This is a genomic window from Stackebrandtia nassauensis DSM 44728 (genome assembly GCF_000024545.1).
Taxonomy (GTDB): domain Bacteria; phylum Actinomycetota; class Actinomycetes; order Mycobacteriales; family Micromonosporaceae; genus Stackebrandtia; species Stackebrandtia nassauensis.
Genome location: NC_013947.1, coordinates 4,616,963 through 4,638,213 on the forward strand (window position 1 = coordinate 4,616,963; position 21,251 = coordinate 4,638,213).

Below are 21,251 nucleotides of genomic sequence, written 5' to 3' on the forward strand. Positions count from 1 at the left end.
ACCAGCGTGGAGGCCGGGCCGGACGTGGTCAGCGCCCGGCCCGGCCGGTGAGGTGATGAGTCAGGTCAGTGTGTTGGCCGCTCGCGCCGCGTCCAGCGGTAGCCCAGCGCCAGTGCCGCGATGCCGAGCGGGACCAGCAGGTACCAGGCCATCGACGCCAGCACGACGGTCGTGAAGCCGGTGGCGGCGATCGCCATCGCGCGGGCCGAGCGGCCGCGCAGCAGTCTCACGGCGGCGGCGCAGCCCAGGACGGTGACGGCGGCCAGGCACGCCGAGGTGGCGCGCATCAGGTCGTCCAGGTTGAAGGAGAAGGTGATGGACACCGTGGTGGCCACGGCGGTGAGGCTGCCCAACAGCAGCAGGCTGCGGTGCGGGATCTCGCCGGGACGGCCGCCGCGCGCCAGGACGGCGGGCAGGTCACCGTCGCGGGCCAGGGCCGCGCCCAGCCGGGAGGCTCCGGCGACGAAGGTGTTGAGGGCGCCGAAGCTCAGCACCAGGGCGATGATCGCGGTGACGGGTGCCGCGGCAGGGCCCAGCGCGTAGGTCAGCAGCGCGGTCAGGGCGACCGGTGAGGTGGCGGCGTCGCCGCCGAGCGCACCGACCGTGACTATGGACAGTCCGATATAGAGGACCGAGACGATGAGCAGCGTGTAGCCGGTGACGCGGCGCAGTTGCCGGGCCGGATCGGTGAACTCGCCCGACAGGTGGCTGGCGGCCTCCCAGCCCGCGAAGGCGTAGAACAGGACGCCCGCCGCGCTGACGATTCCGGCCACGCCGTGCGGGGCGAACGGGGTGAGGTTGGCGGCGCTGACGTGCAGGGCTCCGGCGACCGTGGCCACGCCCAAAAGCAGCACCAGGACGATCATGAGCAGCAGCTGGGTGCCGCCCGACAGCCGCAGGCCCAGGTGGTTGGCGCCGAAGGCGGCGGCCAGCAGGCCCAGCCCGATCAGGAGTTTGCCGGTGCCGCCAAGTCCCAGGGCCTCGCCGACGTACTCGGCGCCGATGATTCCGGCGGTCCAGGCGCCGATCGGGATGACACAGTAGAACCACCAGCCGACGATCCCGGCCGGGCGGGCGCCGAAGGCGCGGCGCACGAAGGTCGCCACTCCCCCGGCGTCGGGGAACTTGGCCGCCAGGGCCGCGAACGACAACGCCACCGGGACGCTCAGGCCAAGGAGCACGATCCAGGTGACGATCGAGGCCGGGCCCGCCTCGGCGGCGGCCAGGCCGGGCAGCGCCAGGATGCCGGGGCCGAGGATCGCGCCGATGTACATGGCGGTGCCGCGTCCCATTCCCAGGCTCGGCCGGGCATACGAGGTATGCGAATCGCCCTTGGTCAACTGGTCGGTCATATTTCCTGAGATTAAACACATGACCGACGCCGAACCGGTCTCGCCGACCGTTTGTCCGAAATCGCTGCGATAATTTCGGCATGGACGAACTTGATGCGCGAATCGTGCGGCTTCTCCAGGCAAACGCTCGGCAATCCAACCGGGAACTCGCCCGAACGCTCGGCATCGCGCCGTCGACCTGTCTGGAACGGGTGCGCACCCTGACCCGTCGCGGCGTGATCCGCGGCTACCACGCCGAGGTCGATCTGCCCGCCATGAACCGGGACGTGCAGGCGCTGGTGTCGGTGCAGATGCGGCGGCACTCCCGCCCCATCTACGAGGCGTTTCGCGACGCCGCGAAGAACTGGCGCGAGGTCATCACGCTGTTCGTCGTCAGCGGGGAACACGACATCGTGATGCACGTGGCGGTGCCCGACTCCGACAGCCTGCATTCCTTCCTTGTGGACAGACTCGCGACCCGTCAGGAGGTGGCCCGGTTCCAGTCATCGCTGATCTTCCAGAGAATCCACAACAACGTCCTGGATGTACTGGACAGCGGTGACTGACCGGCTGCTAGCATTTTCGGACCGTCCACCCGGCTCCTAGGACATCGAAGTTGAACAATCCCGAAATTCCACAATGGTGGAAAACACTCACAAGCGACGACAGTGCCGAGCGACTCGGCGTCAACTGGCGAGACCCCGCCGACTGGGAGCCACCGGACGAGTCCGCCTCCGGCGGGACGCTGCGAAATCCCACCACCATGGAGCTGGACGCCAGCATCCGTGAGGGAAAGCTGCTGGTGGGGACCGGACCGTCGGTCAACATGCGTGGCATGGGCCTCGATGTCGACGTCCACTGGTACCTGGATCCCGGCCAGCCCGACCAGCTGTGGTGCGCGCTCGGTTTCTTCTACGACCCGCGACTGTGGATCCCGGTGGAACCCGAGCCCGCGGCGCTGGCCGAGGTGCTGTCGGCCAGCCACCCCAAGCCCGCGCTCAACACCGTCACGCTGACGAGTTTCACGCGCGGCTTCCTGGGTTTCCGCGACGAGGTGATGCTGCCCAACGTGTACGACGGCCAGCTGGTCCCGTTCAACGGGCTGGACCTGGACCGGTACACGACCATGATCAGCTACCTGGAGCACTCCTCCTGGGCGTCCTCGCATCAGGAGGACCCGCTGCACGACGACTTCGAGGCGGTCTCGCCGCTGGCGATGTCGGCCTTCGACCGGGAGCGCAACACCAAGTCGCAGCTGCTGGGGCGGGTGCCGTCGATGACCTGGCGCACCCTGCATTCCCGCTCGCACCTGTCCTTCGAGGTCCACTCCCGCAACGTGGTGTGCGTGGGGGTGCGGTACCGGCCCTCGCCGGTCAGTCACCACGCGGTGGTGAAGCGGATCAACGAGGCGTTCAAGATGGGCTACCCGCTGGACCTGCCGCTGGACGTGGTGGGGGCGTTGACCTGCTTCGACTTCCTCACCGAGGACGATCTGGAACACCACCTCACCGAACCGGAGTCCACCGGCCACCTGGCCTCGGCGATCCGGGTGCACGCGGCACTGTGGCACGGGAACCTGCGCCGCAGCCTGCGACTGCGGGAGTTCGCGGCCCACCCGGAGCCGTCGGTGCGCAACGCGGTGCTGCGGGTGGCGGCCGACTACAACTACCGGTTCCTGTTCGAGGAGGCGGCCTTGGTCGCGGCCTCCGACGAACCCGCCGAGCGACTGGAGCACTTCCTCATCGTGGGCGGCGACCCGGACAACTACAACGCCTTCGGCGACAGCTTCGCCGGTCAGCAACCGATCATGGTCGACAAGGAGGGCAACCCGGTCAACGTCCACACCGACTTCATCGGGGACAGCGACGTCGACGAGGAGGACGAGGCTTCATGAACAACCTGACGGTCGCTCACAAGCGGGTGCTGGTCGTCGACGAGTCCGTTGACGTCACCGAACTGGAGAAGCTGGCGGCGGACTCGGGCTGGACGATGGCGGGCCGGTTCTCCCAGGGCTTCGACGAATCCGTCGAGCTACAGTGGAGCGCCGACTCCGGTGTGGACGTCGCCTACATCGAGTTCCACTCCGACGGCGTGCGGATGGTGACCGTTCGCGGCCAGGACGAGTCGGCGGTCGACGCCGTTGCCGAGATCGTTCGCGGCGCGGTGACCACCCGCGATCTGGACTCGCTGCTGGACGACGTCTCGAAGGACCCGGGCCCCGAACCCACCGCGCTGGTGCGCGGCTGGCGCGAACTGGCGCTGGCCTGCACGCACTCACACCCCGACCAGCCGATGGACGAGCGACTCCCCGCCGCGCTGGAAACCGCGCTGCGACACGACAACCGGCAGGTCCGACTGCGTGGGCTCGTGGTCGCCGACGCGCTCGGCGGCCGCTGGCCCAAGCTGGTCGACCTGGTCCTGGCCCGCCAGGGCGAGGAGACCGAGCTGGGCTACGTGGTCGAGGTGTTCGCGCAGCTGCGCGACGACCAAGCCGAGGACGCCGAAGCCGCTGAGGACGACAAGGGCAGCGCCGACGACTGACGGCGGCCAGCCACCCGGCTGGGCCGACCGACGGCGGCCATCAGCCCGGCCCAGCCGACTTCTCGGCTGAGCCGACTGGCGCCGACGGCCTCCGGCCGCGATCAAGCCAGCCTGAGCCACCGCCGCCGGTCACGGTCGGCCGAGCCGAGCCGAACGCGCTGCGCCCAGCGCACAGCGGGGCCGCGCGATGATCGCGCGGCCCCGGCTACGGCGTCCTACGCCGCCTTCTTCTTGATGATCTCGTACATCGCCGTCCAGCTGTCCTTGCCGTGACCGGCCGCGACGGTCCGGTCGTACAGCGACTTGACCGCCTCCGGCAGCACCAGATCCACACCGCTGCCCTTGGCCGCGCTGACGATGTGATCCGCCGTGGCGCCCATCATCACGGCCGTGGCCAGCTCGCCCGGGTGGTTGCCGGACGCGAGGTTGCGCCCCAGCTCCAGACCGGTTTCGGCCTCGGCCGCCAGCATCTGCCCCGTCTCGATGACCATGCGGATCGCTTCCGGCGCGAACGCGGCCTCGTCCACCCCGGCCGCGCTCACCAGCGCCGTCGCGTGCACGACCGACGCCAGCGTCGTGAGGAACACGTCGAGGTGCGCCAGGTAGTACAGCTGCGCCAGACCCGTGTCCTCGCCGAGGAACCGGGGTCCGCCGATGTGCCGCAGTACCGGCTCGTGCGCGTCGAACGCCGACTTCGGTCCGCTGTAGAACACATACGCGGCCTCGGTGCCGACGGTCGGCGCCGGAGTCATGACACCCCCGGCGATGAACGTCGCGCCGTGCTTGGCGGCCCACTTCGCGGCTTCCCGGGTCACGTCGGGGTCATCGGACGACAGGTTGACGATGGTGCGTCCCGCCAGCGCCGACTCGGCGGTCGACAGGATGTCGTACATCGCCTGGTAGTCGGTGAGGCTCAGGATCACCAGGTCGCTGGAGGCCACCGCCTCGGTCGGGCTGGCCGCCAACCGCGCGCCCTCAACCACCAACGGCTCGGCCCGCGACGGCGTCCGGTTCCACACCGTGACCGGGTGCCCCTGACCCAACAGCGTCCGCACCATGGCCTGCCCCATGGGGCCCAGGCCGATCAGCGTGACGGGAGACTTCTTGGAGTTCATTGTGGATTCCTTTTCTACTTGCCGGAGTTCTTGAGGGATTCGAAGACACGCGTGAACGACGCGGCGCCGTGCCCGTCGGCGACCTGCTGGTCGACCAGCGCTTTGAACTGTGCGAAGACCACGGGGTTGATCCCCGCGTCCACACCGGCCTGATGGATCGAGTCGGCGGCGGCCTTGGTGAAGTTCAGGTGCTGCACGTCGGTGCTGTAGTCACCGGAGTCCATCGCCGGAGCCTGTGCCGCGATGTGCGGCGCGATCGCCGTCAGCCACGGCACCGCCCGCGCCGCGAACGCGTCCGCCGAAACGCCAGCCGACGCGACCATCGCCGCGCCGTGGTAGAAGCCCGCGAACATGGTGTACATCCCCGACAGCAGCGCGAAGTCCCACAGCGAGGCCAGTCCCGCGTCGTCACCGAAGTACGCGGCCTCGCCCCACAGCTCCAAAAGCGGCTTGTACTTCGCGTGCACCGACTCCGTCCCGGAGTACAAGATGGACGAACCGGCCTGGCCGATCATGTCCGGGGTGGCCATGATGCCGCCGTCCAGATAGGCGATGTCGTTGGCGGCGGCCCACTGCGCGAGCTCGCGGGCCTGGTTCGGGGCGGTGCTGGTGAGGTTGACGAGAGTGCGTCCGGAAAGCTCGCCCACCACCGGATCCAGCGCGTCGTGCACCGACGCGTGGTCCAGCAGCACGGCCACCACCAGCGGACTGGCCGTCACGGCCTCCGACAGCGTCGCGGCCTCGGCGATGCCCTGGGACTTCAGATCCGCAGCCTTCCCAGGTGTCCGGTTCCACACCGTCGTGGCGTGGCCCGCCTTCGCCAGGGTCGCGGCCAGGGCCTTGCCCATCAGCCCCAGGCCCAGCACCGTCACGCGGGCAGCGTCATCTACAGCCATTGTGTTCAGTCCTTTGAGATCAGACATCGCGAACCCGGTCGCGATCGTTAAGTGAGTTGGTGTTGCCGACGCGTCGAGGTAATGTTCACCGCTGACAGCCCCATCGACAAGTACCTACAAAAAAGTTCGATACCCACCCGCGGGTAAGTAATGAGGTAGGAGCGTTAAATGACCGAGCCGGTGAGATGCGGCCCATACTTCTGCGGCCTCGACGCGGCCATGGACGTGGTGAGCGGCAAGTGGAAGTCACTCGTCCTGTGGGAGCTGGAAGCCCACGGCACCCGACGCTACGGCGAACTCAAACGCAACCTGCCGGGCATCAGCGAGAAGATGCTCATCCAGACGCTGCGCGAGATGGAAGCCGACGGTCTGGTGCACCGCGAGGTCTACAAAGAGGTCCCGCCCCGGGTGGAGTACTCCCTCACCGAGCACGGCGTCGCTCTCAACACCGCCCTGGCGCCGCTGGGTGCCTGGGGCACCGAACGCATCGGCCGCATCGGCGCCGACCGAGTAGAGATCCCGGAGTCCGTATGAACGAAGTCCAACTTTTTCAGCTCCCCGACGCGGCCATCCACGCGCTGGCCGACGGCAACCTCGAAGCCGCCAGCGACCTGGCCGGGCTCAATCTGCCCCAGTACTTCACCGGGCCCGACAGCATCCACACCTGGGTCATGCGCAGCAAGCAGCTCGACGCCGATCCCGAGTGCGCGCCCTGGATCACCCGCGCCATCGTCGACACCACCACCGGGGCGGTCGTGGGCCGCGCCGGATTCCACGGCCCGCCCGACCCCGACGGGATGGTCGAGGTCGGTTACGCCGTCGACCCGACCCACCGCCGCCGTGGCTACGCCCGTGCCGCCTTCGAGGCGCTGCTCAACCGCGCCCGCACCGAGCCCACGGTGACGACGCTGCGCGCCACGATCCGTCCCGACAACACCGCGTCCCTCAACCTGATCGCCGCGTACGGCTTCACCGAGAACGGCGAGCAGTGGGACGATGTGGACGGTCGCGAGATCATCTACGAGCTCGACGTCCGCTAGCGCAGGAACTCCCGCAACCGCTCCAGCAGCGCCTCGGGGCGTTCCTCGGCGACGAAGTGTCCACAGTCGGGTATCGCTTCGCCGCGCACGTTCTCGGCGTAGCGCTTCCACACGTCGAGGACGTCGAAGTTCCTCGGCAGTCCCTGTGATCCCCACAGTGCCAGCATCGGCATGGTCAGACGGCGCCCGGCCTCATGGTCGGCGTCGTCGGCCTCGGCGTCGTACGGGAACGACGCCCGATAGTCGTCGAACCCGGCCCGCAACGCCCCCGGCACCGAGAACGCCCGCACGTACTCGGCGATGGCCTCGGCCTCCAACCCGCCCCGATCGAAGGTCCACTGTTCGAAGAAGTGGCCCAGATACGCGCCGATGTCCTTACCCGCCAACAGTTCCGGCAGGTCGGGTTGCAGGTGGAACATCCAGTGCCAGTACCCGGACGCCACCACGGCGCCCGCCCGCCACATCTCCCGGGTCGGCACGATGTCCAGCACCACCAACCGCTCCACCTCCTCGGGCCGGTCCAGACCCCACCGGTGCGCGACCCGCGCGCCCCGGTCATGCCCGACGACGGCTGCCGAGCCGAAGCCGAGCGACCGCAGCAGCCCGGACACGTCGGCGGCCATCGTTCGCTTGTCGTAGCCGCTCGTGGGCTTGTCGGTGCGGCCGTAGCCGCGCAGGTCCGGGGTGATCACCGTGTACCGCTCGGCCAGGCGGGGTGCGACCTTGCGCCAGCAGTGACGCGTCTGCGGCCAGCCGTGCAGCAGCACCAGCGGCGGCCCCTCGCCCGCGGTCTCGTAGTGCATCCGCAGTCCGTTGACGTTCGCGACGGCCATACCGTCCACTCCCTTCTAACTGTCTTAGAGGGTTAGAAACTATCATGGCGGGGTGACATACGAATGGGTGTGGGACGGGGGTCGGCCGTGCCTGGACTTCATCAACACCCGGCGCGACCGCTACGCCAGCGGCCACGAGATGCTCGCCGAGCCGTCCCACCTGCACGACTGGCTCCGTCGCGCCGGGCTCGTCGAACCCGACACGCCTGTCACGCCCAGCGAGCTAGACGACGCCCGCGACCTGCGCGAACAACTCGACCGAGTACTCGGCACCGGCGGCTCACCATCGCCGGCCGACATCGACGCCGTCAACACCTGGGCCCGTCGGGCACCGATACCGCAACTGACCCCCGACGGGGGTGTCACCCCCTCCCACGTCGGCGTCGAAGCGGCCCTGGGCGTCATCGCGGCCGACGCCATCGACCTGCTGGCCGGTCACACGCGTCCGACGTTGCGGGTGTGCGCCTCCGACACCTGTGGACTGCGCTTTCTCGACCGCTCCCCCGCCCGCAATCGACAGTGGTGCTCGATGTCCAGATGCGGCAACCGCGAGAAGGCCCGCAAACACTACGGACGCAAGAAGACCTGAACCCGGAATCCGCGGGCGGCCCCGGACGTTCCAGCCGGTGCCTAAGATCGAGACGCCAGCTACCAAGGAGTCGCACATGTCGAGCAACGCACCGCTGGAAGAGTTTCCCGAGGACGGCTGGAGCCGGGTGCTGGCCGTCGTCGCCCATCCCGACGACCTCGAATACGGCGCCGCGGGCGCGATCGCCCGCTGGACCCGGATGGGCCGCGAGGTCGCCTACCTGCTGGCCAGCAAGGGCGAAGCGGGCATGGACGACACCCCACCCGAAACGGCGGGACCGCTACGCGTCCAGGAACAGATCGAGAGCGCGGCGGTAGTCGGCGTCACCGACGTCGAGTTCCTCGACCACCCCGACGGCCTCATCGAGCACACCGTCGAGCTGCGGCGCGACATCGCCGCCGCGATCCGCCGCCACCGTCCCGACATCATCGTCACGATCAACCACCACCCCCACTGGGGACCCGGGTTCCTCAACATGGCCGACCACCGCAACCTCGGCAACGCGGTCTTCGACGCGGTCCGCGACGCCTCAAACCGTTGGCTGTTCACCGATCTCGGTCTCGAACCGTGGTCGGGAGTCCAGAAGGTACTCGTCGCGGGCTCGCCGAACGCGACGCACGCCGTCGACATCACCGACACCCTGGACGCCGCCATCGAATCGCTCTCCAAACACGCGGCGTACCTGACCTCACTGGGCGACCACGGCATGTCCGACCCGGAGGAGTTCCTCACCACGATGGCCCTACAAACCGGCCAACGGTTCGGAGCTCGGCGGGCGACGTCGTTCGAAGTGTTCAACATGTGAGCGCTGACCGTCGGCTGGGCACGATGTGGCCCGGCTGGCGGCACTTGGCGCAGGCTCGCGGCTGGGGCACGATGTGCCCCGGCCGGGTGCGCTGCGCAGGCTCGCGGCTTCGGCACGATGTGCCTCGGCTGGCCTGCGCTGGTCGCAGGCTCGCGCCCGGGGCCACTGTGGCTGGCCCTCGCCGTCGGCGTGGCCTCGGCCCGCGCGGTGCGGCAGCTCCACGACCGACGATGCGCAGCCCACGCATTGCGGCTACTCCGCGACCGAGGCCGCAGCTACTCACCCCGCTCCTAGTCGGCAAGCCAGCTCACGACCAACGCCTCGATTCGGCTGGCCGCACACGAGCTCAGCCGGACCGCGATGGCATCGGCTCCCGGGTCGGGGCGGGGGCCAGCGTCCACACGAGAGCGCACGCCCCCAGCTGGGTCGCGGCGATGAGGGCCAGCGGCAAGGCGGCGGGCAGCGACTCCAGCGCGCCCGCCAACGCGGTGCCGATGGCCGCCGCCGACAACTTCAACGCGGCCCCGGTCGTGAACACCTGGGCCCGCACCCCTGGCGGGGCATGAGCGGCGCGCACCTGAAGCGTCGCACTCAACAGCGGCCCGTCCCCGGCCACCGCGAACAGGACGAGGCACACGACAAGGTTCGGGGCCGCAGCGGCGAGCGCGAGGCTGACGCCGGTGACCAGCAAGCTGTATGCCGCCAACCGCTGCGGCGAGATCGGCGGGGTCCACTTCGTCAACGCCAAGGCTCCGGCCAGGGCACCGACGGCGAACGCGGTCACGAGCGCCCCGCCGAAGTCGCCGTCGCCCCACTGGCGGGCGGCGATGACGGCGGTGATGGTGAGGCCGCCGAGGCCGAGGTAAGCCAAGCACGTCGCCGCCGTCACGGCGCGCAGCGTTTTGTCGCGCCACAACGCTTTCAGGCCAGCGGCCATGTCCGCCACCAAGCTCGGCTTCACCGCAGGGGGCACGGTCGTCGGCTCGCTTGGCTGCGGCGGCCCGGCCAGTTCGCTCGGCCGTCCGCCAGACGCTTCACGCTCCCTTGGCAGCGGCGGCTCAACCAGCTGGCTCGACTCCGACGCCAGCACAGCCGTCGGCTCGGCTGGCCGCGGCGGCTCGGCCAGTTGGCTTGGCACTCGCGCATCGTCGTGCCGAGCGGCTGGGGATGTCGCGTCGGCCGCCGAGCCGAGCGGCGTTCGGCTCGCTGGAAGCAGCGCGATGAGGACGGCCGCGAGGGTGGCCGAGGTGGCCAGCATCCAGCCGGACCACTCGCCGCCCAACGTCGCCGCGACCGCCGTTGCCACGGCGGTGCCCGCGATCGAGGCCGCGTTGTAGGTCGCCGAGTCCCAGCTGTAGGCGCGTTCGCGGTGGCCCTCGGGTAGGAGCTCGGCGACCAGGCTCGACAGTCCGCCCGACACGACGGGGCCGCAGCAGCCGCCCACGGCCGCGATCGCGCAGACGGCGAGCAGCGGTACTCGGCCCAGCAGCAGGGTGGCGGCCGCGATCGTGGCCGCCACGATGAGGAGGCCGATCGCGTAGAAGCGGGTCGGGTGGCGGGCTCGGGAGGCCAGCGTGCCGATGAGGGGCGCGGCCAGCACGTGCGGGGCCAGCCAGGCGGCCGACAGCGCGGCGGCTTGGCCCACGCTTCCGGTGCGCTGCAAGGCGAGCAGCGCCATGGTCACGCCCATGCCCTCCTCGGCGAATCGGGCGAGGAACGAGCCGGTGATGTAGCGGGTTGGCAGACGCATGAGCGAAAGTGTAACGTCTTATCTTAACAAGACGTTACACGCGGTGCGCCGCATCGCGCGCCAACCGATACGGGACAGTGGTGCACGTGAACGCGACAACCGACGGCTTCCAGCCCGCCCAGCGGCTCGTCGACCTCGCCAACCTGGTCCGCCACGACCCGTCCGCGAGCCGCGAGCGACTGGCCGAGCTGCTGGCCACCCACGGCGAGTCCGCCGCCGAGCTGGCGAGCCTGACCGCCCGCGACGCCGAACGGCTGCGGGCCACCGCCACGGCGCTGGGCGACGTGCTCGCGCTGACCGACGTCGACGCCGCCGCCCACGCGCTCAACGCCCTCCTCGACGAGCACTCCGCCCACCCGCGACTGTCCAACCACGACGGACACGCGTGGCACCTGCACGTCGAGCGCGACTCCGGCTGGGACACCTGGCTCGCCGCGTCCGGGGCCCTCGCGCTGGCCCAGCTGCTCACCGAACGCGGCCGCCTCGCCTGGGGCGAGTGCGCCGCCGAGGGCTGCCGCAACCTGTTCCTGGACGACGGCCCCGGCTCCCCCCGCCGCTACTGTACGACCAAGTGCGCCAGCCGAGCCCGAGTGGCCGAACACCGCGCCCGCAAACGAACCGCGAGCTAGCCAGCCCAGCCAGTCGGCTGTCGCCCAGCCTGCGAGCATGCTCCTCGGGCCCCCAAAGCCGCGAACTAGCCGCTGGCGTCCGCGATCACCCGCGAACCCCGGAACGTCCGGCGGTACTCGGCCGGGGACACTCCGATGTGGGCCGTGAAGTGGCGGCGCAGGTTGGCCGCCGTACCCAGACCGCTCAGCCGGGCGATCTTCTCGATCGGGGCGTCGGAGGTCTCCAGCATCGACTGGGCGTGCACCAGTCGCTGGTTGAGCAGCCACTTCAGCGGGGTGGTTCCCGTGGCGGCGTGGACGCGGCGGTAAAAGCTGCGCGGGCCCAGGTTGGCGCGACGGGCCATGTCGTCCACCGTGAGCGGACGGTCGAGATTGGCGTTGGCCCACTGCAACGCGCCGCCGATGCCGTCGTCCTCCGTGACCGGCACCGACAGGTCGATGTACTGCGCCTGGCCGCCCGCGCGATGCGGCGGCACCACCATGCGGCGAGCCAGGCGATTCGCCGTGACCGCGCCGAGGTCGCGACGCACCAGGTGCAGGCACAGGTCCAACGCCGCCGTCATCCCCGCACTCGTGAGCACGTCGCCGTCGTCGATGTAGAGCACCGCGTCGTCCACAGTGACCTTCGGGTAGCGCTCCGCCAGGATCGGGGTGTGTTCCCAGTGCGCGGTGGCGCGACGGCCGTCCAGGATGCCCGCCGCCGCCAGCGCGAAGGCGCCGTCGCACAGCGCCACCATCCGCGCCCCGTTGGCGCGCGCCTGGCGCAGCGCGTCGACGAGCTCGGGGTACTCGCCGAAGTCGGTGCCCAGGCACCGTTCCGGGATCGAGGGGACGATCACGGTGTCGGCGGTGACGAGCTCGGCCAGCCCGTGGGTGGGCGTCAGCGAGACGCCGTACCCGAAGCTCCGCTCGACCGGCGTCAGCGAGCACAGCCGCAGCTCGTACCAGGGGTCGTGCAGGTCGGGCTGGGGCGTGCCGAACACGGCCGCGACGATGCTCAGTTCGTACAGCTCCCACGGCTGCGATCGGCCGTCTCCGGCCAGCGCCATGGCCACGGTTCCCGGGGACATGGCCCCACCGTACCTGTCACGAATTTTGCGATGCGGGGCAATCCTGACACTGTCATCGCGGACGACACCGCGCGAAGCTGGTCGACACAGGCGCCTGAGATTCCGATTCGACTACGCGAGGAGCGCGGAACAATGACCAAGACCCCGGTATCCGTCATCGGCCTGGGACGCATGGGCGCCACGATCGCCGAGATCTATCTGCGCGAGGGGCACCCCACCACGGTGTGGAACCGCACCCCGGCCAAGGCCGAACCACTGCTGGCCAAGGGGGCCCGACCGGCCGCGACGGTCGCCGAAGCCGTGGCGGCGAGCCCCGTGTCGGTGATCATGCTCGCCGACGACACCGTCGTGCGCGCCAGCCTGGAGTCAGCGACGTCCGAACTGGACGGCAGGACGATCGTCAACCTCACCACCGGCCGCCCCGACGAGGCCCGCGAGCTGGGCGACTGGCTGGCCGGACACGGCGCCGAGTACCTGGACGGCGGCGTGCTCGGGGTGCCGCAGACGCTGGCCACCCCCGAGTCGGTGATCATCTACAGTGGCTCGACCGCCGCGAACCAGCGGCACGGCGAGATCGTCGCGGCGCTGGGGACGGCCCGCTACCTGGGCGCCGACCACGGCCTGGCCTCGCTCAACGACATGGCGATCCTGTCCGGCATGTACGGACTGTTCTCCGGGTACTTCCACTCGGTGGCCATGGTGGACTCCGAGGGCTTCAAGGCCGCCGAGTTCACGAAGGACTTGCTCATCCCGTGGCTGCGATCGATCGTCGACGTGCTGCCGACACTGGCCGACGAGATCGACTCCGGCGACTACCCCGTGAACTTTTCCAATCTGGACGTCAACGTCGCCGGGATCGAGAACATCATGCGCACCAGTCGATCCCAGGGTGTCACCGACGCTCCGTTGGTCCCGCTGCGCGACGCCCTGGCCGCGCAGCAGGAAAAGGGACACGGCGAGGCCAGCTTCTCGCGCGCCGTCGAGGAGCTCAAGTCGTCCGAATGACGATGGCAATGTAGCCACGCTACATGTAGCGTGGCTACATGACACGTATTCTCCGCACCACCTCACTCATCCTCGGTCCACTGTCGCTGGCCGCGTCCACGTTCTTCTGGGAGGACGGCCGCTACGGCGTCACCGGCGGCGTCCTGGTCGCGCTGGCATCCACCGCCTGGATCTACGGACTGCTCGGCGTGTGGGAACACCTGCGCGACCGCTCGCCGCTGCTCAGCGCCGTGGGCATCGTCCTGACCGTCGTGGGCACCTTCGGCGGCATCGCCTTCGGCACCCAGGGCTTCTTCGAGGGCATCTTCGACGTCTCCGGCGCCGAATCCCTCGACGCCGCCGCGCGGTACCCGGTCGCGTCCTGGTTCGTGCTGTGGCTGCCGGGCCCGCTGTTCCCCATCTCGCTGATGCTGTTGGGCGCCATGCTCTTGCGCCTCCGGGTCACCCCCGTCCCGGTGGCCGTGGCGCTCATGCTCGGCGGTCTGGCGTTCCCCGCCAGCCGGGTGTCGCGCGTCGATCTGATCGCCCACGGCGCCGACGTCGTGCTGCTGGCCGCCTCGGCGGCGCTGGCTCTCCTCGTCGCTCGGGGACTGCTCGACCGGCCGTTGAAGCACTAGGCTGGGACTTTCGCGCAGCGGCAGGAGAACGCACATGGCCCACAACTGGACGATCAACGGCAAGCTGACGGTGACCCCGGCACCGCAACGGACCGAACTGCTGGCACCGCCGGTGGCGCGGGCGCTGCTGGCACTGCCGGACGCGGCGGCCATCGGTGTCGCGGCCATCGACGCGATGCTGGCCGACACCGCCCAGTTCTGCGAGTTCTACGACGTGCCGCTGTCGGCCTCGGCCAACTGCGTGGTGGTGGCGGGCAAACGCGGCGGCGAGGTCCGCTACGCCGCGTGCCTGGCGCTGGCCACCACCCGCGTCAACGTCAACACCGTGGTGCGCCAGCACCTCAACGCCCGCAAGGCGTCGTTCGCGCCGATGGACGCCGCCGTGGAGATGACCGGAATGGAGTACGGCGGCATCACCCCGATCGGGCTGCCCTCGGACTGGTCGATCCTGGTGGACCTGAAGGTCGCCGCCGAACCCGAGCTGGTGATCGGCGGCGGCTCTCGTGGCGCGAAGCTACTGGTGAGCGGCGAGACGCTCGCCAAGCTCCCCGGCGCCCAGGTCGTCGACGGACTGGCCTCGTCGATCTGAGGCGGCCACCAGACGGCGGCGCGGCCGGGGCAGGTACGGACCGGCGTGCCGGGCGAAGGTGACGGCCCAGCCGTTGACCATCTCCTTGTACATCACCGCCGCGCGTCCCTTGAGGATGGTGTTCTTCGGACGGTCGTCGGAGGTGACGTACTGGATCAGTCCGTCGCGTCGCCCCAGGCTGATGTTCTGGTGGATGTACCGGAACACGAACCGGTGCGGGCGACGCCCACTCAGCCGGGCGGCGATGGCGTCGGCGGCCTGTAGGGCCATCGGAGCGCCGGTGCCGCAGGCCATCCGCAGGATCGTGCCCTGCGGTCCGCGCACCACGGCGGCGTCGCCGACGGCGTAGACGTCCGGGTGCGAGGCCGAGCGCATGGTCTGGTCGATGTGGATCCGGCCGTCGGCGTCGGTGGCCAGCCCCGATTCCGTCGCCAGACCCGGTACCGCGAAACCGGTCGTCCACACTGTCGTGTCGGAGTCGAGGACGTCGCCGTCGGTGGTGACGATCGCGTCCTCGCGCACCTCGGCGACCTTCGCGGTGACGGTCTCGATGCCCAGCCGCGCGAAGACCTGACGCAGGTAGGCGCGAGCGCGCGGGTTCAGCCAGTCGCCCAGTTCGGCGTCGGTGACCATGCGGACCCGCAGTCGCGAGTGGGACTCGGCCATCTCGGAGGCGACCTCCAGGCCGGTCAGGCCGCCGCCCACGACGGTCAGGGTGCCGGTGCCGCCGGTGGCGGCGATCCGGTCGCGCAGCCTGAGCGCCTCGGTCCGGGTGGACACACTGAATCCGTGGGTGTCCACTCCGGGCACCGGCGCGACGGCCGCCTGGCTGCCCAGCGCGTAGACGAGCGTGTCGTAGCCGATCGCGTCGACGCCACCGTCGGTGTCCACAGTGACGCGCCGCTGTTCGGTGTCCAGGCCGCGCACCCAGCCGAGTCGCAGCCGGATTCCGCTGCCCCGGAACACCCTGGCCAGCGGCACCTTCGCGAGTTCCTGTCCGGCGGCCAGCTGGTGCAGCCGCACCCGCTCCACGAAGTCGGGCACCGCGTTGACCACGGTGATGTCGACCTCGTCGCGCCGCAGGTGCCCGGCCAGCCGGGACGCGGTGATGGATCCGGCGTAACCGGCGCCCAGTATGACGATGCGGTGTTTCCTCGTTGAAGTGCTCATGACTCCTGAACCGGACAGGCCCGCGATTCCTGACGCTCACCGCCGATGGCTTGTGTCACAGTGCGGGCGACCGGCGCCGCGGCCGCTGCGGGGTCACAGCTCCGCGATGGAGAAGGCCAGCAGCGGTTCGCCCCGGTCCCGGCCGTCCAGCTGATCGCCGATGAACCGCAGCTTCTCCGGGTTGGCCATCGTGCGCACCGCGCCTACCCGTCCATCCACAAGGTCGAAACCCATGACCGCCAGCAGCCTGTCGTCCGCGTAGGCCACCACGGCCGGACGCCCGTTGGCTTCGACGATGTAGACCTTGATGTGGTCCAAGTTCAAACGCCGCAACCGTTCCATGTTGACGTTGCCGAACCAGTTGGCGAAGTAGCGGGCGACCTTGGCCACGCCGAGGATCGGGTGCCGGGCGACGCCGATCTGTCCACCACCGTCCGCCCACGCGGCCGCGTCGGCGACCAGGATCTCCTCCAGCGCGGCCAGGTCTCCGCCACTCGCGGCGGCCAGGAACCGCTCCAGGATGCGGCGTGCCTGCGCGTCGGTGGCACTGAACCGGGAACGCTCACGCTCCACATGCCCCTTGGCCCGGTGGTACAGCTGCTGACTTCCCGCCTCGGTCACGTCGAGAATCCCGGCGATTTCGCGGTGCCCGTACCCGAAGGCCTCCCGCAACACGAAAGCCGCTCGCTCCGGCGGAGTGAGCCGTTCCAGCAGCACCAGGAACGCCAGCGACATCGACTCACGCTGTTCGACGGTCTCCAACGGTCCCAGCCGGTCGTCGGGAGTGAGCACCGGCTCCGGAAGCCATTGACCCACGTACTGCTCCCGGCGCGCCCGCGCGGACGTCAACCGGTTCAGGCACAGGTTGGTCAGCACCTTCGTCAGCCAGGCGACCGGCTCGCGAACCCGCTCGCGGTCGGCGGCCTGCCAACGCACGAAGGCGTCCTGGACCGCGTCCTCGGCTTCACCGGCCGAACCCAAGAGCCGGTAGGCGATGGCGAACAGGCGGGGCCGGGCCGAGGTGAACGCTTCCAGTTCCACGGCGCTCATCGACACGTCGCCGAGCATACGTCGCGCCGCGACGCCGGTCAGCGAACCCGCGCTTGGGCCTTGGCCGTGGGAAGCACCGTCACGTCCACGGACCCCGGGGTGATGCCGCTGGTGGTGGTGAAGCGCCGCAGCGATTCGTCGACGTGTTCGCGGGCCTGGGTGACGGTGGCGCCGGGCGCCAACCCGACCCACAGCCACACCCGGGGGCTGTCGGTGTGGCCGGTGATGGTCGCCGAGACCTTGACGATCCCGCGACCCGTGGCCACGTCGCGTTCCAGGCAGTTGATGAGCGCGGCGGCCCGCACCACGGTGTCACCCCGCTCGCCAGGATGCGACAGGTCGTCGATCCGCGAGGTGCCGCGACGGCGGAACTCCCGGCCGAACAGGACGATCCCGACGATCACCAGCAGCAACCCGAGCACGATGACGACCGCGAGGTTCCAGGGGTCACCGCGATGCCACAGGTCGATGACGGCACCAGAAAGCAGCGGATCATCCGGGTCGGCGAACCGCAGTCGTCCACTGTGAGCCGCGACGCCGAGTCCGCCCACGGCGGCCAGCACGAGACCGACGATGATCCACAGTGCCCGGTTCGCGCCGTCGGTCATCGCCTCACACCACCCGTCGCCGGGTCAGCCGGACCCGCAGCCGCGAGGTGTCCGCCGCCGCCAGCCGTTCCAGTTCCGCCACGGCGGCTTCGCGTACCGCGTCCCGGTCCTGGGCGTCGCCGGACGCCCGCAACCGCAGCCGCCAGCCGCGCCCCAGCCGGGCCCGCGCCTGGGCCACCGACGGCAGCCGGTCCACCGCGGCGGCGAGGCTGTGCTGTGCCGACCGGCGCCGCAGGAACCAGTCGGGTTTGTTCGCGGGCAACCGCACCGGACGCCACGGTCGCAACTGGAGGAACAGTACGATCACGCCGAGCGCCAGCACCGACGCCGACACGACGAGGACGATCGAGTCGCCTGCGGACGTTTGCGTCAGCGCCCGGTACCAGGCGTCCCGGGGCACCAGCAGCGGCGGCCTGGCCAGCCACACCAGTACCGTCTCGGCGACCAGCAGCGCACCGCCCGCCACAAGCGCCACCGCCAGCAGTATCGCGGCCAGCCGGTTGAGGATCCGCATCCTCACCTCCGTCCGGCGTCGGCCAGCGAATTAATGTCGATGTCGGTGACCACGACCCGCACCGGCCGGTCGTCGCCGCTGGCCCGCAGCACCCGTGCCGCGGCCTTGTGCACCCGTTCGGCCACCGCCACGACCGGCAGTTCGGTGACCACGACCTGGGCCTCCACCCGGGCACCGGCGACCGAGACTCCGGCCACCCGACCGTAGGCGTACTGTGTGGACACTTCCATGACGCCGGAACCGCCGCCCAGCCGGGACACGCCCCGGACCCGGCTGATCGCGTCATGCAGGGATCGCGCCAGCTCCACCCGGTTCACTGGACCCGGGGTTCCTTGGGTTCGGCGCTGTCCTGTCCCTCGACGAAGACATCGTCCACATTGATGTTGACCTCGACGACCTTCAGGCCGGTCATGTCCTGCACCCGCTCGACGACGTTGTCGCGCACCGCCTCGGTGACGTCCACGATGCTCTGTCCGTACCAGGTGACGACGTCCAGGTCGATCGCGGTCTCCCGCTCCCCCACCTCCACGGCGACGCCCTGCGAGGGCGTGCCGCTGGCGCCGGGCACCAGTGACTTCAGCTGCCCGATCCGGCGGCTCATCGAGGTTCCCATCGAGTGCACACCGGGAATCTCACGCGCGGCCAGCCCCGCGATCTTGGAGACCACGCCCTCGGCGATGGTGGTGCTGCCGGTGTCGGTGACCAGTTTGGAGTGGGTCTTGCGGGCCGCCGGTCGCGCGGTCCCCGCCTTGGCGGGTGCCTCACCGCCCGTGGTCTTGGTGGCTGTCGTGGTGTTGGCCATGAACCTCTCCCCGTGTCATCGCGTGTTACCGGTCCGGTGTGAACCGATCGGCGAACGCCCCGATGTCGACCTTGCCGTCGAGCACCCGGCCGATCCCGAAGCCGACCGCACCGAGCACCAACGCGCCCAACGCCCAGCCGATCCCCGCGACCGCCCACAACGCGACGAAGGCGAAACCGGCCACGAACCCGAATTGCTGCCCGGACATGACCTCACCGATCCTCACCGAAGCTTCCAGCACGGAACATATCGAACCGGTGACCGAATGTGACCGAAATCGGCGAAGCCGGACGGCCGATCGCAAGCGGCGGTATCACGTGATACCAGCTGATACCATCCGGCTCATGGCCATGACGTTGCGGCTTCCCCAGGCGGACGACCAGATGCTGACCGAGCGCGCCGCCCACGAAGGCCGTTCCAAGCACGAGCTCGTGGTCGAAGCGGTGCACACGATGCTCACCGAGCGAAACGAGTTCTTCGACCGCATGCTCAACCACGGCATCGCCGACAACTGCGAACTGCTGGATCGCCTGTCGCGGTGACGAAGTATCTGGATATCCGCGACCTGACCCACATCGCGTCCAGGCTGTTGGACTGCGACGAGCCCCCGGTCAGGGACTGGGGAATGCTGGAGTCGGCCGCCATGCGGCCGCGCGCGACGGTGTTCGGCACCGAGGCCTACCCCGCGCTCCACGACAAGGTGGCGGCGTTGATCCACTCGATCGCCCGCAACCGCGCCCTGGTCGACGGCAACAAACGGCTCGCGTTCATGGCCGGGTACATGATGTACGGCCTCAACGGCTACGACCTGATACCGCCGAGCGTCGACGAGGGCGAGGCGTTCATCGTGGGCATCGCGCGCGGCGACCTTGAGGTTCCCGAGATCGCCGCGACGCAGTCGCGATGGGTGCGGCGGCAGTCGCTGTGAAGCGCCCCGGCTAGGCGTTTCCCGCACGGCGCAACAACTCCCGCAACGCCACCGGCGGATGTCCATAGTGCTGCTTGACGGTACGGGTGAGGTGCGCCTGGTCGGCGAACCCCAGCCGCAGCGCCAGCTCCCCCAGCCGGGTCTCGCCCGCCTCGATGGCGTCCACGGCGCGTCCGGTTCGCAGCCGGTTGCGGTACCGGGTCACCGACATGCCCGTGTGCGCACTGAAGGCCCGGCTGAGCCGGTACGGGGACACCCGCAGCAGCTGCGCCAGCGTCGTCAACCCGGCGGCCTGCGGGTGCCCGGCCGCGATCGCCTCCCGGGCCTGCGCCACCAGCCCGGCATCCCGGCGACCCACCGCGCCGCTGGCATCCCGGCCTCCCACCCCGCCGCCGACGGCCCGGCGCACCGCCAGCGCCGCCAGGTGCACCAGCTGTTCGGCCACCGCGAAGTCCACGTCCCGAACCTCGGCGGCCCGCAACAGCCCGCGGTGCGCCAGATCGAGCGGAGCGTCCACGCGCACGGACGTCGGCGCCGCCGTGTCGCCGACGATGCCCGCCCACAGTGCCCGGTCGAGGTGGATGGACGTGCACACGTCACCGTTCACCGGGTGGGCGAACCGCTCCTCCTGCCCCGGCAGCCCCACGTACCCGCAGGTCACGTCGACATACCCGGAGGCACCGTCGGCCCGGCGCCGGAAGCCGCCGCGTCGGACCAGGACGATGCGGTGGTCGTCTCGAACGGTCTCGGCGGCCCAGCCGCGGTGGTCGTCGCGGCAGTGCACGGCGTGCACCGCGAAGTCGCGGTGCCGTGCCAGCAGGGTGGTGGTCAGCACCCGGCGAGCCTAGGCCCGGGGTGTGACGCGCAAGAACGTTCAAGACGGCCGCGCCCGTCGTGGGCAGCATGGTCGGCGCCCATCAACGCGACCACGAAAGCGAAGACCATGTCAACCACGAAACTGTCCGCGTTCGTCATCGACTGCGCCGACCCGGTCATGCTGGCCGAGTTCTACCGCGCCGCGACCGGCTGGGACATCACCCACTCCGACGCCGACTCGGCACAGCTCAGCGACGGCGGCACCGTCGGCCTGGGGTTCCAGCGCATCGCGGGATACCAGGGGCCGGGCTGGCCCGACGACGCCAAGCAGTACCACCTGGACCTGTCGTCCGCCGATGTGGACGCCACGGTCGATCGGCTGCTGGCCATCGGGGCCCGCAAACCCGATTTCCAGCCGGGCGGCGAGGACTGGACCGTCCTGGCCGACCCGGAGGGTCACCTGTTCTGCGTCTGCGCCGAATAGCGAAACGGGCCGTTCCGCGAACTGTGGAACGGCCCGTCAAAAACCTTGCGGCTTAAGCGGTTTCAGTGC

At 70.0% G+C, this 21,251-nt stretch carries 28 protein-coding genes; 14 read left to right on the forward strand and 14 right to left on the reverse strand.

Annotated features, from left to right (window positions below):
- Nucleotides 1–65 precede the first annotated feature (65 nt).
- On the reverse strand, nucleotides 66–1,352 hold the full coding sequence (locus tag SNAS_RS21335) for an APC family permease (protein ID WP_013019544.1): 1,287 nt from the start codon (nucleotides 1,350–1,352) through the stop codon (nucleotides 66–68).
- Nucleotides 1,353–1,432: 80 nt separating this feature from the next.
- Here SNAS_RS21335 and SNAS_RS21340 point away from each other — a divergent pair, with 80 nt between their 5' ends.
- The 3 genes from SNAS_RS21340 to SNAS_RS21350 are packed head-to-tail and all read left to right on the forward strand — an operon-like array spanning nucleotide 1,433 to nucleotide 3,872.
- The gene (locus SNAS_RS21340; protein WP_013019545.1) at nucleotides 1,433–1,897 is read left to right on the forward strand and encodes an Lrp/AsnC family transcriptional regulator; all 465 of its coding nucleotides are present in this window, start codon (nucleotides 1,433–1,435) and stop codon (nucleotides 1,895–1,897) included.
- Between the two features lie 50 nt (nucleotides 1,898–1,947).
- Nucleotides 1,948–3,225 (forward strand): hypothetical protein, encoded by a 1,278-nt coding sequence (locus SNAS_RS21345; RefSeq protein ID WP_013019546.1) that lies wholly within the window; start codon nucleotides 1,948–1,950, stop codon nucleotides 3,223–3,225.
- Nucleotides 3,222–3,872 carry a hypothetical protein gene (locus tag SNAS_RS21350; RefSeq protein ID WP_013019547.1) on the forward strand — a complete coding sequence of 217 codons (651 nt, stop codon included), beginning with the start codon at nucleotides 3,222–3,224 and terminating at the stop codon, nucleotides 3,870–3,872. Before SNAS_RS21345 ends, SNAS_RS21350 begins: the two co-directional genes overlap by 4 nt.
- A gap of 215 nt (nucleotides 3,873–4,087) precedes the next feature.
- On the opposite strand, the gene SNAS_RS21355 is transcribed toward SNAS_RS21350, so the two are convergent.
- Nucleotides 4,088–4,987, reverse strand: a complete 900-nt coding sequence (locus tag SNAS_RS21355; RefSeq protein WP_013019548.1) for an NAD(P)-dependent oxidoreductase — start codon at nucleotides 4,985–4,987, stop codon at nucleotides 4,088–4,090.
- A 14-nt stretch (nucleotides 4,988–5,001) separates the two neighbouring features.
- Complete coding sequence (locus SNAS_RS21360; RefSeq protein ID WP_013019549.1) at nucleotides 5,002–5,883, reverse strand: NAD(P)-dependent oxidoreductase; 882 nt, start codon at nucleotides 5,881–5,883, stop codon at nucleotides 5,002–5,004.
- Between the two features lie 168 nt (nucleotides 5,884–6,051).
- Between SNAS_RS21360 and SNAS_RS21365 the strand changes: the two genes are divergently transcribed.
- On the forward strand, nucleotides 6,052–6,417 hold the full coding sequence (locus tag SNAS_RS21365; RefSeq protein WP_013019550.1) for a winged helix-turn-helix transcriptional regulator: 366 nt from the start codon (nucleotides 6,052–6,054) through the stop codon (nucleotides 6,415–6,417).
- Nucleotides 6,414–6,923 carry a GNAT family N-acetyltransferase gene (locus tag SNAS_RS21370; protein ID WP_013019551.1) on the forward strand — a complete coding sequence of 170 codons (510 nt, stop codon included), beginning with the start codon at nucleotides 6,414–6,416 and terminating at the stop codon, nucleotides 6,921–6,923. Before SNAS_RS21365 ends, SNAS_RS21370 begins: the two co-directional genes overlap by 4 nt.
- Here SNAS_RS21370 and SNAS_RS21375 read toward each other — a convergent pair.
- A complete protein-coding gene (locus SNAS_RS21375; protein ID WP_013019552.1) occupies nucleotides 6,920–7,756 on the reverse strand; it encodes an alpha/beta fold hydrolase in 837 nt (278 codons plus the stop codon). The genes SNAS_RS21370 and SNAS_RS21375 overlap by 4 nt on opposite strands.
- A 52-nt stretch (nucleotides 7,757–7,808) precedes the next feature.
- Between SNAS_RS21375 and SNAS_RS36865 the strand changes: the two genes are divergently transcribed.
- Both SNAS_RS36865 and SNAS_RS21385 read left to right on the forward strand, forming a co-directional pair.
- Nucleotides 7,809–8,345: a CGNR zinc finger domain-containing protein gene (locus SNAS_RS36865; RefSeq protein ID WP_013019553.1), complete on the forward strand. Its 537-nt coding sequence runs from the start codon at nucleotides 7,809–7,811 to the stop codon at nucleotides 8,343–8,345.
- 76 nt (nucleotides 8,346–8,421) lie between these two features.
- Nucleotides 8,422–9,150, forward strand: coding sequence for a PIG-L deacetylase family protein (locus SNAS_RS21385; protein WP_013019554.1), 729 nt, complete (start codon nucleotides 8,422–8,424; stop codon nucleotides 9,148–9,150).
- A gap of 346 nt (nucleotides 9,151–9,496) precedes the next feature.
- Here SNAS_RS21385 and SNAS_RS21390 read toward each other — a convergent pair whose 3' ends face one another.
- The gene (locus SNAS_RS21390) at nucleotides 9,497–10,900 is read right to left on the reverse strand and encodes an MFS transporter (protein ID WP_013019555.1); all 1,404 of its coding nucleotides are present in this window, start codon (nucleotides 10,898–10,900) and stop codon (nucleotides 9,497–9,499) included.
- 80 nt (nucleotides 10,901–10,980) lie between these two features.
- Here SNAS_RS21390 and SNAS_RS21395 point away from each other — a divergent pair, with 80 nt between their 5' ends.
- Nucleotides 10,981–11,529, forward strand: coding sequence for a CGNR zinc finger domain-containing protein (locus tag SNAS_RS21395; protein ID WP_013019556.1), 549 nt, complete (start codon nucleotides 10,981–10,983; stop codon nucleotides 11,527–11,529).
- Nucleotides 11,530–11,594: 65 nt separating this feature from the next.
- Here the strand turns inward: SNAS_RS21395 and SNAS_RS21400 are convergent, their stop codons facing one another.
- On the reverse strand, nucleotides 11,595–12,599 hold the full coding sequence (locus SNAS_RS21400) for a GlxA family transcriptional regulator (RefSeq protein WP_013019557.1): 1,005 nt from the start codon (nucleotides 12,597–12,599) through the stop codon (nucleotides 11,595–11,597).
- Between the two features lie 132 nt (nucleotides 12,600–12,731).
- Between SNAS_RS21400 and SNAS_RS21405 the strand changes: the two genes are divergently transcribed.
- Genes SNAS_RS21405 through SNAS_RS21415 form a run of 3 tightly spaced genes read left to right on the forward strand, consistent with a single transcriptional unit; the run spans nucleotide 12,732 to nucleotide 14,810 of the window.
- Nucleotides 12,732–13,604: an NAD(P)-dependent oxidoreductase gene (locus SNAS_RS21405; protein ID WP_013019558.1), complete on the forward strand. Its 873-nt coding sequence runs from the start codon at nucleotides 12,732–12,734 to the stop codon at nucleotides 13,602–13,604.
- Nucleotides 13,605–13,642: 38 nt separating this feature from the next.
- Nucleotides 13,643–14,221, forward strand: a complete 579-nt coding sequence (locus SNAS_RS21410) for a hypothetical protein (RefSeq protein ID WP_013019559.1) — start codon at nucleotides 13,643–13,645, stop codon at nucleotides 14,219–14,221.
- Between the two features lie 34 nt (nucleotides 14,222–14,255).
- Entirely contained in the window at nucleotides 14,256–14,810 is a 555-nt protein-coding gene (locus tag SNAS_RS21415) for a YbaK/EbsC family protein (protein WP_013019560.1), read from the forward strand.
- Here SNAS_RS21415 and SNAS_RS21420 read toward each other — a convergent pair.
- From SNAS_RS21420 to SNAS_RS21450, 7 genes are all read right to left on the reverse strand, one after another.
- Nucleotides 14,736–15,980, reverse strand: coding sequence for an NAD(P)/FAD-dependent oxidoreductase (locus tag SNAS_RS21420; protein WP_013019561.1), 1,245 nt, complete (start codon nucleotides 15,978–15,980; stop codon nucleotides 14,736–14,738). The two genes, SNAS_RS21415 and SNAS_RS21420, sit on opposite strands and share 75 nt — an antisense overlap.
- A 93-nt stretch (nucleotides 15,981–16,073) precedes the next feature.
- Nucleotides 16,074–17,030, reverse strand: coding sequence for an RNA polymerase sigma-70 factor (locus SNAS_RS21425; protein ID WP_041626632.1), 957 nt, complete (start codon nucleotides 17,028–17,030; stop codon nucleotides 16,074–16,076).
- A gap of 38 nt (nucleotides 17,031–17,068) precedes the next feature.
- Complete coding sequence (locus SNAS_RS21430; RefSeq protein WP_013019563.1) at nucleotides 17,069–17,638, reverse strand: hypothetical protein; 570 nt, start codon at nucleotides 17,636–17,638, stop codon at nucleotides 17,069–17,071.
- A gap of 4 nt (nucleotides 17,639–17,642) precedes the next feature.
- Complete coding sequence (locus tag SNAS_RS33085; RefSeq protein ID WP_013019564.1) at nucleotides 17,643–18,152, reverse strand: Asp23/Gls24 family envelope stress response protein; 510 nt, start codon at nucleotides 18,150–18,152, stop codon at nucleotides 17,643–17,645.
- Nucleotides 18,153–18,154: 2 nt separating this feature from the next.
- Nucleotides 18,155–18,469: a hypothetical protein gene (locus SNAS_RS21440; protein WP_013019565.1), complete on the reverse strand. Its 315-nt coding sequence runs from the start codon at nucleotides 18,467–18,469 to the stop codon at nucleotides 18,155–18,157.
- Nucleotides 18,466–18,954, reverse strand: a complete 489-nt coding sequence (locus SNAS_RS21445; RefSeq protein ID WP_013019566.1) for an Asp23/Gls24 family envelope stress response protein — start codon at nucleotides 18,952–18,954, stop codon at nucleotides 18,466–18,468. The genes SNAS_RS21440 and SNAS_RS21445 overlap by 4 nt, the downstream gene beginning before the upstream one ends.
- Nucleotides 18,955–18,979: 25 nt before the next feature.
- Entirely contained in the window at nucleotides 18,980–19,162 is a 183-nt protein-coding gene (locus SNAS_RS21450) for a hypothetical protein (protein WP_013019567.1), read from the reverse strand.
- Between the two features lie 136 nt (nucleotides 19,163–19,298).
- On the opposite strand from SNAS_RS21450, the gene SNAS_RS35345 reads away from it, so the two are divergent.
- Nucleotides 19,299–19,496 (forward strand): hypothetical protein, encoded by a 198-nt coding sequence (locus tag SNAS_RS35345; RefSeq protein WP_013019568.1) that lies wholly within the window; start codon nucleotides 19,299–19,301, stop codon nucleotides 19,494–19,496.
- The gene (locus tag SNAS_RS21460; RefSeq protein ID WP_013019569.1) at nucleotides 19,493–19,882 is read left to right on the forward strand and encodes a type II toxin-antitoxin system death-on-curing family toxin; all 390 of its coding nucleotides are present in this window, start codon (nucleotides 19,493–19,495) and stop codon (nucleotides 19,880–19,882) included. Before SNAS_RS35345 ends, SNAS_RS21460 begins: the two co-directional genes overlap by 4 nt.
- A gap of 10 nt (nucleotides 19,883–19,892) precedes the next feature.
- On the opposite strand, the gene SNAS_RS21465 is transcribed toward SNAS_RS21460, so the two are convergent.
- Nucleotides 19,893–20,717, reverse strand: a complete 825-nt coding sequence (locus tag SNAS_RS21465; protein ID WP_013019570.1) for a helix-turn-helix transcriptional regulator — start codon at nucleotides 20,715–20,717, stop codon at nucleotides 19,893–19,895.
- A 108-nt stretch (nucleotides 20,718–20,825) separates the two neighbouring features.
- Between SNAS_RS21465 and SNAS_RS21470 the strand changes: the two genes are divergently transcribed.
- Nucleotides 20,826–21,182: a VOC family protein gene (locus SNAS_RS21470; RefSeq protein WP_013019571.1), complete on the forward strand. Its 357-nt coding sequence runs from the start codon at nucleotides 20,826–20,828 to the stop codon at nucleotides 21,180–21,182.
- Nucleotides 21,183–21,251 lie beyond the last annotated feature (69 nt).

Bases quoted from the DNA above. Each gene is read 5' to 3' on its own strand.
- SNAS_RS21335 (WP_013019544.1), bottom strand. From the start codon at position 1,352: ATGACCGACCAGTTGACCAAGGGCGATTCGCATACCTCGTATGCCCGG.
- SNAS_RS21340 (WP_013019545.1), top strand. From the start codon at position 1,433: ATGGACGAACTTGATGCGCGAATCGTGCGGCTTCTCCAGGCAAACGCT.
- SNAS_RS21350 (WP_013019547.1), top strand. From the start codon at position 3,222: ATGAACAACCTGACGGTCGCTCACAAGCGGGTGCTGGTCGTCGACGAG.
- SNAS_RS21355 (WP_013019548.1), bottom strand. From the start codon at position 4,987: ATGAACTCCAAGAAGTCTCCCGTCACGCTGATCGGCCTGGGCCCCATG.
- SNAS_RS21360 (WP_013019549.1), bottom strand. From the start codon at position 5,883: ATGGCTGTAGATGACGCTGCCCGCGTGACGGTGCTGGGCCTGGGGCTG.
- SNAS_RS21365 (WP_013019550.1), top strand. From the start codon at position 6,052: ATGACCGAGCCGGTGAGATGCGGCCCATACTTCTGCGGCCTCGACGCG.
- SNAS_RS21370 (WP_013019551.1), top strand. From the start codon at position 6,414: ATGAACGAAGTCCAACTTTTTCAGCTCCCCGACGCGGCCATCCACGCG.
- SNAS_RS21375 (WP_013019552.1), bottom strand. From the start codon at position 7,756: ATGGCCGTCGCGAACGTCAACGGACTGCGGATGCACTACGAGACCGCG.
- SNAS_RS21385 (WP_013019554.1), top strand. From the start codon at position 8,422: ATGTCGAGCAACGCACCGCTGGAAGAGTTTCCCGAGGACGGCTGGAGC.
- SNAS_RS21390 (WP_013019555.1), bottom strand. From the start codon at position 10,900: ATGCGTCTGCCAACCCGCTACATCACCGGCTCGTTCCTCGCCCGATTC.
- SNAS_RS21400 (WP_013019557.1), bottom strand. From the start codon at position 12,599: ATGTCCCCGGGAACCGTGGCCATGGCGCTGGCCGGAGACGGCCGATCG.
- SNAS_RS21405 (WP_013019558.1), top strand. From the start codon at position 12,732: ATGACCAAGACCCCGGTATCCGTCATCGGCCTGGGACGCATGGGCGCC.
- SNAS_RS21410 (WP_013019559.1), top strand. From the start codon at position 13,643: ATGACACGTATTCTCCGCACCACCTCACTCATCCTCGGTCCACTGTCG.
- SNAS_RS21415 (WP_013019560.1), top strand. From the start codon at position 14,256: ATGGCCCACAACTGGACGATCAACGGCAAGCTGACGGTGACCCCGGCA.
- SNAS_RS21420 (WP_013019561.1), bottom strand. From the start codon at position 15,980: ATGAGCACTTCAACGAGGAAACACCGCATCGTCATACTGGGCGCCGGT.
- SNAS_RS21425 (WP_041626632.1), bottom strand. From the start codon at position 17,030: ATGAGCGCCGTGGAACTGGAAGCGTTCACCTCGGCCCGGCCCCGCCTG.
- SNAS_RS21430 (WP_013019563.1), bottom strand. From the start codon at position 17,638: ATGACCGACGGCGCGAACCGGGCACTGTGGATCATCGTCGGTCTCGTG.
- SNAS_RS33085 (WP_013019564.1), bottom strand. From the start codon at position 18,152: ATGCGGATCCTCAACCGGCTGGCCGCGATACTGCTGGCGGTGGCGCTT.
- SNAS_RS21445 (WP_013019566.1), bottom strand. From the start codon at position 18,954: ATGGCCAACACCACGACAGCCACCAAGACCACGGGCGGTGAGGCACCC.
- SNAS_RS21450 (WP_013019567.1), bottom strand. From the start codon at position 19,162: ATGTCCGGGCAGCAATTCGGGTTCGTGGCCGGTTTCGCCTTCGTCGCG.
- SNAS_RS35345 (WP_013019568.1), top strand. From the start codon at position 19,299: ATGGCCATGACGTTGCGGCTTCCCCAGGCGGACGACCAGATGCTGACC.
- SNAS_RS21470 (WP_013019571.1), top strand. From the start codon at position 20,826: ATGTCAACCACGAAACTGTCCGCGTTCGTCATCGACTGCGCCGACCCG.